Consider the following 4,494-nt stretch of genomic DNA (forward strand, 5'->3'; position numbering starts at 1 on the left):
GGTCCAGGTAAGTCTGTGCGGTGACGAGCAGGTCGACGTTGCGGTGGTCGAGCAGGGCCCGGACGGACGGGGTGAGGACTGCATCGGCGACGACGCTGGTGGGCCCGCACGAGGACAGCCGGTAGATGCCGAGTTCTTCCCAGTACGCGATCGGTCCCATCGATTCGTCGTGCCGGGCGACCCGGACACCGAGTTTGGCTTGCTGCCAGCTTCGGCGGGCAGACCGCAACCCCTGGTACGAACCCCCCACCCCGACCAGAGCTCCGGCACCCGCACCGCTTTCGGCAACGGACCGAACGGGGTCGACGGCGCCGTCGCCGGCAGGGATCATCACCGCGGTCAACGATCCGATCGGTGCCAGCAGAGCGCGTGCGCCAGGGGCGGGCAGGAGACCGTCGACGGCCAGCACGGTCAACGCGCCGCCGTCCGGGAAGAGCCCCGAGTCTTCGATGCGAGTAATCGCACGGGCGAACGCCTTTCGGTCGCCTTCGAGGAGGTCTGCGACGGCGACCGCCATATCGTCACGACCCCGGGCGGTGTGTGCGAGTTGCGCGCCGGCCTGGCCGGCCAGGGACATTGCGGCGGTGAGATCGCCGTCGGACACGGCGCTGTTCTCATCCGCCAGGACGAACAGATATCCGTATGCCGCGCCTGCGTAGCGAGCCGGAAGACAGATCCGCGACGACGCTTCGATATCAGGATTCTCCGGCGTGATCACCGGGCGCGTGGTATCGGCAATCCCGAAGCTTTCGTACCACGCGCGCGCCTCCGGCGGGCAACTGCGGGTAAGGATCGACTGCACCCGATCTTTGTCGACGCCAGGCAACTGGGTGCTGTAAGCGATCAGCGAAAAGGCCCGGTCGACCAGGACGACTGATGCCGACAGACGTTCGGCCACCTCGGTGACCACTTCATCGAGATTCACTTCACCATCTCCGTGAACAGCGTATTTCGTGAGCGATAACTATGGCGATTATTCGGAGTCGGCCATACATGTGTCTGACTGACGGGGCGGAAAGTTCTGGCACATGTCCCTAGCATGCTACGTGGTGGGCCGTTAGGTTGATCACACACGAACGGAAGTTCGCCATCTCGCCGGGCCCAGGACGGCATTTTCCGTCCCCGACCCGTCACGGTATCGCGGCGTCCGATCACGCCTGCGACCACAGGGGCACAGCTCGCGCTTTCGATCTCGTGTCCGACTCGACCTTTGGAGCGTTTGATGTCCACTCTCGAACAACCGCCCGAGACGTTGCAGAAGTCTCTGAAACAACGACACCTCACCATGATCGCGATCGGAGGCGTCATCGGCGCCGGGCTCTTCGTAGGTTCGAGCGCCCTGCTGCACACCTCCGGCCCCGCAGCATTCGTGTCCTACGCCATCACCGGTGTCGTCATCGTCCTCGTGATGCGCATGCTCGGCGAAATGGCCACCACCAACCCGTCGACCGGATCGTTCGCCGGCTATGCCCGCAAGGCCTTCGGGGGGTGGGCCGGCTTCACCACCGGCTGGCTGTACTGGTTCTTCTGGGTCGTCGCGGTCGGCGCCGAAGCCGTCATCGGCGGCAAACTGCTGCAACGCTGGATCGACCTGCCCTCCTGGGTGATGGCGGTCGTCCTGCTGTTGGCCATGGTCGCCACGAACCTCCGCTCGGTCCGCAACTTCGGCGAGTTCGAATACTGGTTCGCAGGCATCAAGGTCGCCGCGATCCTGCTGTTCCTCGCCCTCGGTGCCGCCTACGTCTTCGGGCTGTGGCCCAGCCATTCCGCCGATTTCTCCAACCTCACCGATCACGGCGGCTTCACCCCCAACGGCTGGACCGTCATCCTCTCGGGCGTCGTCGTCGCCGTCTTCTCCATGGTCGGCCCCGAAATCGCCACCATCGCCGCCGCCGAATCCGCCGAACCGGAGAAGGCCGTCGCCAAGGCCACCAATTCCGTGATCGCCCGCATCGGGTTCTTCTACATCGGCTCCGTGCTGCTGCTCGCCATCATCGTGCCCTGGACCGACGTCAAGGTCGGCCAGTCGCCGTTCGTCGACGCCCTCACCCACATGGGCATCCCCGGCGGACCTGACATCATGAACGCTGTGGTGCTCGTCGCCGTACTCTCCTGCCTGAACTCCGGCCTCTACACCTCCTCGCGGATGCTCTTCACCCTCGCGCACAAAGGCGATGCGCCACAGAGCATCGCAAAGCTGGACAAGCACGGCGTCCCCCGCAACTCGCTGCTCCTTGCAACCCTCGTCGGCTTCGCCTGCATCGGCCTCGACTACCTCTCCCCCGACACCGTCTTCGCCTTCCTCCTCAACGCCTCCGGCGCCACCATCCTGATGGTCTACCTCATGATCGCGATGTCGCAGATCAAACTGCGTGGCCTGATGACCCGAGAAGAGGTCGCCCAACTCCGCCTGAAGATGTGGCTGTTCCCCTACCTGTCGATCCTCGCTGCCGGCGGCATCCTCGCCGTGCTGGTGTCGATGTTCTACGTCGAATCGTCCCGCTCGCAGATCTCCCTGAGCGTCGGAGCCCTCATCGCGACGTTGATCGCCTACCGGCTTCGCCGGCGCATCAACCCGCAGAGCCCGCTCGCGAACAACATTTCCGCTCCCGCTCCCGGGCCGGTCACCAGGCCCGCCTCGAAGTAACACCCTTGTGTGTGCACCCCCGAGGGTCAGTCCCGTCGGCGCGCAGCACCGGCGTCGAGCTGCGCGGCGAGCAATTGCGCCAAGTGGTCACCGCGACGATCGGTCAGATCCGCCAACTGCGTCCGGCAGGAGTAGCCGTCAGCCAGGATCGTGGTGTCCGCGTCCGCCCCGGCCACGGCGGGTAGGAGTTGCTGCTCGGCGACCGCCACCGACACCTCGTAATGCCCCTTCTCCACCCCGAAGTTGCCGGCCAACCCGCAGCATCCGCCCAGCCGCTGAACCTGTGCACCGGCCTTCTCGAGAAGCTGCGCGTCCGGACTCCACCCCATCACCGAATGATGGTGGCAGTGCGGCTGCGCGACAACGGACTTGCCTTCGAGAGACGGCGGTTCCCACCCGCGGTCCGTCAACAGTTCCGCGAGGGTACGGGTTGCGTCGGCGACCGGTTCGGCCGCYGACCTACCGAGCAGTTCCGCGGCGTCCGAGCGCAGCACACCCGTGCAGGACGGCTCCATTCCGACGATCGGAATTCCGGCCGCGGCGCTACCGGACAGTGCGTCCACGGTGCGGCCGAGGATCTTCTTCGCCGCGGTGAGCTGCCCGGTGGAGATCCAGGTGAGTCCGCAGCACTGCTGCTTGTCGGTCAATTGCGGCCGGTAGCCGGCGGCTTCGAGCACCTGCACCGTGGCGTGCCCGACCTCGGGGGTGAAGTAGTTGGTGAACGAGTCCACGAACAGCAGCACCGGGTCACCGGTCGTGGCACGGTCGTTTTCGGTGGCCTTGAACCAGGACCGGAACGTCTGCTTCGCGAACGGTGGAATGGTGCGGCGCTTGTCCACTCCGGCCGACGACAACGCCAGCGGTCCGATGCCGGGAACGCGCATCGTGGCGTTGACCAGACCGGGCGCGTGGCTGGCGATCTTCGCCCAACGCGGAAGCCATCCCAGCGAGTAGTGCGAGGCGGGGCGGATGCGGCCCTTGTAGCTCTGGTGCAGCACTTCGGATTTGAACGCGGCCATGTCGACACCGGTAGGGCAGTCCGAGGAGCACCCCTTACAGGACAGACACAGGTCGAGGGCGTCGTGAACCTCGGGCGATCGCCAGCCACCGTCGATGTCGGTGCCGTTGATCATCTCCTGCAACACGCGCGCGCGGCCGCGGGTGGAGTCCTTCTCCTCCCGGGTCGCCTGATACGACGGGCACATCACTCCCCCGGTGGCGGTGTTGTCGGCCCGGCATTTTCCGACGCCGGTGCAGCGGTGCACCGCCTGGGTGAAATCTCCGTCGTCGTGGTGATAGGCCAGGGCCAGGTTGCGGCGCAGGAGTGGGGCTGCGGGAATGCGCAGGTCCGCGTCGACCGGGCGGGGGTCGACCACGACTCCGGGATTGAGGATGTTGTCCGGGTCGAAGACGTGCTTGACGGCAGCAAAGAGTTTCATCGCGTCGGGTGAGTACATCAGCGGCAATAGTTCGCTGCGGGCGCGGCCGTCCCCGTGCTCACCGGACAGGGATCCGCCGTAGCCGGCGACGAGTGTGCTCGCCGCGACCAGGAAGTCCCGGAAGATGCGGTCCCCGCCGGGCTTGTCGAGCGGCCAATCGATGCGCACGTGCATGCATCCGTCACCGAAGTGCCCGTACGGCAGGCCGGTAACGTCGAATTCGTCCATCAGGGCGTCGAAGTCGCGGAGATAGTTGCCCAGCATGGCCGGTGGCACGGCCGCGTCCTCCCATCCTGCGTGTGCGGGAAGGCCGGCAGGACTGCGGCCGGCGAGTCCGGCGCCATCGGCGCGAATCCGCCACAGCTGGGCCGTGCGGCCCTCGTCGGTGACGACGAGGCTGTCCACGGC

3 protein-coding genes are annotated in these 4,494 nt (G+C 66.2%); 1 reads left to right on the plus strand and 2 read right to left on the minus strand.

The features are described 5' to 3' along the window. Nucleotides 1–925 (minus strand): CdaR family protein (locus AC1D1G_RS42065; RefSeq protein ID WP_477956585.1); only part of this gene is annotated, 925 nt, incomplete at its 3' end. A 297-nt stretch (nucleotides 926–1,222) separates the two neighbouring features. Here AC1D1G_RS42065 and AC1D1G_RS42070 point away from each other — a divergent pair. Further along, nucleotides 1,223–2,647 (plus strand): amino acid permease, encoded by a 1,425-nt coding sequence (locus tag AC1D1G_RS42070; protein ID WP_283333980.1) that lies wholly within the window; start codon nucleotides 1,223–1,225, stop codon nucleotides 2,645–2,647. A 26-nt stretch (nucleotides 2,648–2,673) separates the two neighbouring features. Here AC1D1G_RS42070 and AC1D1G_RS42075 read toward each other — a convergent pair. Continuing rightward, nucleotides 2,674–4,494: FAD-binding and (Fe-S)-binding domain-containing protein (locus AC1D1G_RS42075; protein WP_477956586.1), on the minus strand; the 1,821-nt coding region annotated here is incomplete at its 5' end.

The organism is Rhodococcus sp. P3_B8 (assembly GCF_056402775.1).

Bases quoted from the DNA above. Each gene is read 5' to 3' on its own strand.
- AC1D1G_RS42070 (WP_283333980.1), top strand. From the start codon at position 1,223: ATGTCCACTCTCGAACAACCGCCCGAGACGTTGCAGAAGTCTCTGAAA.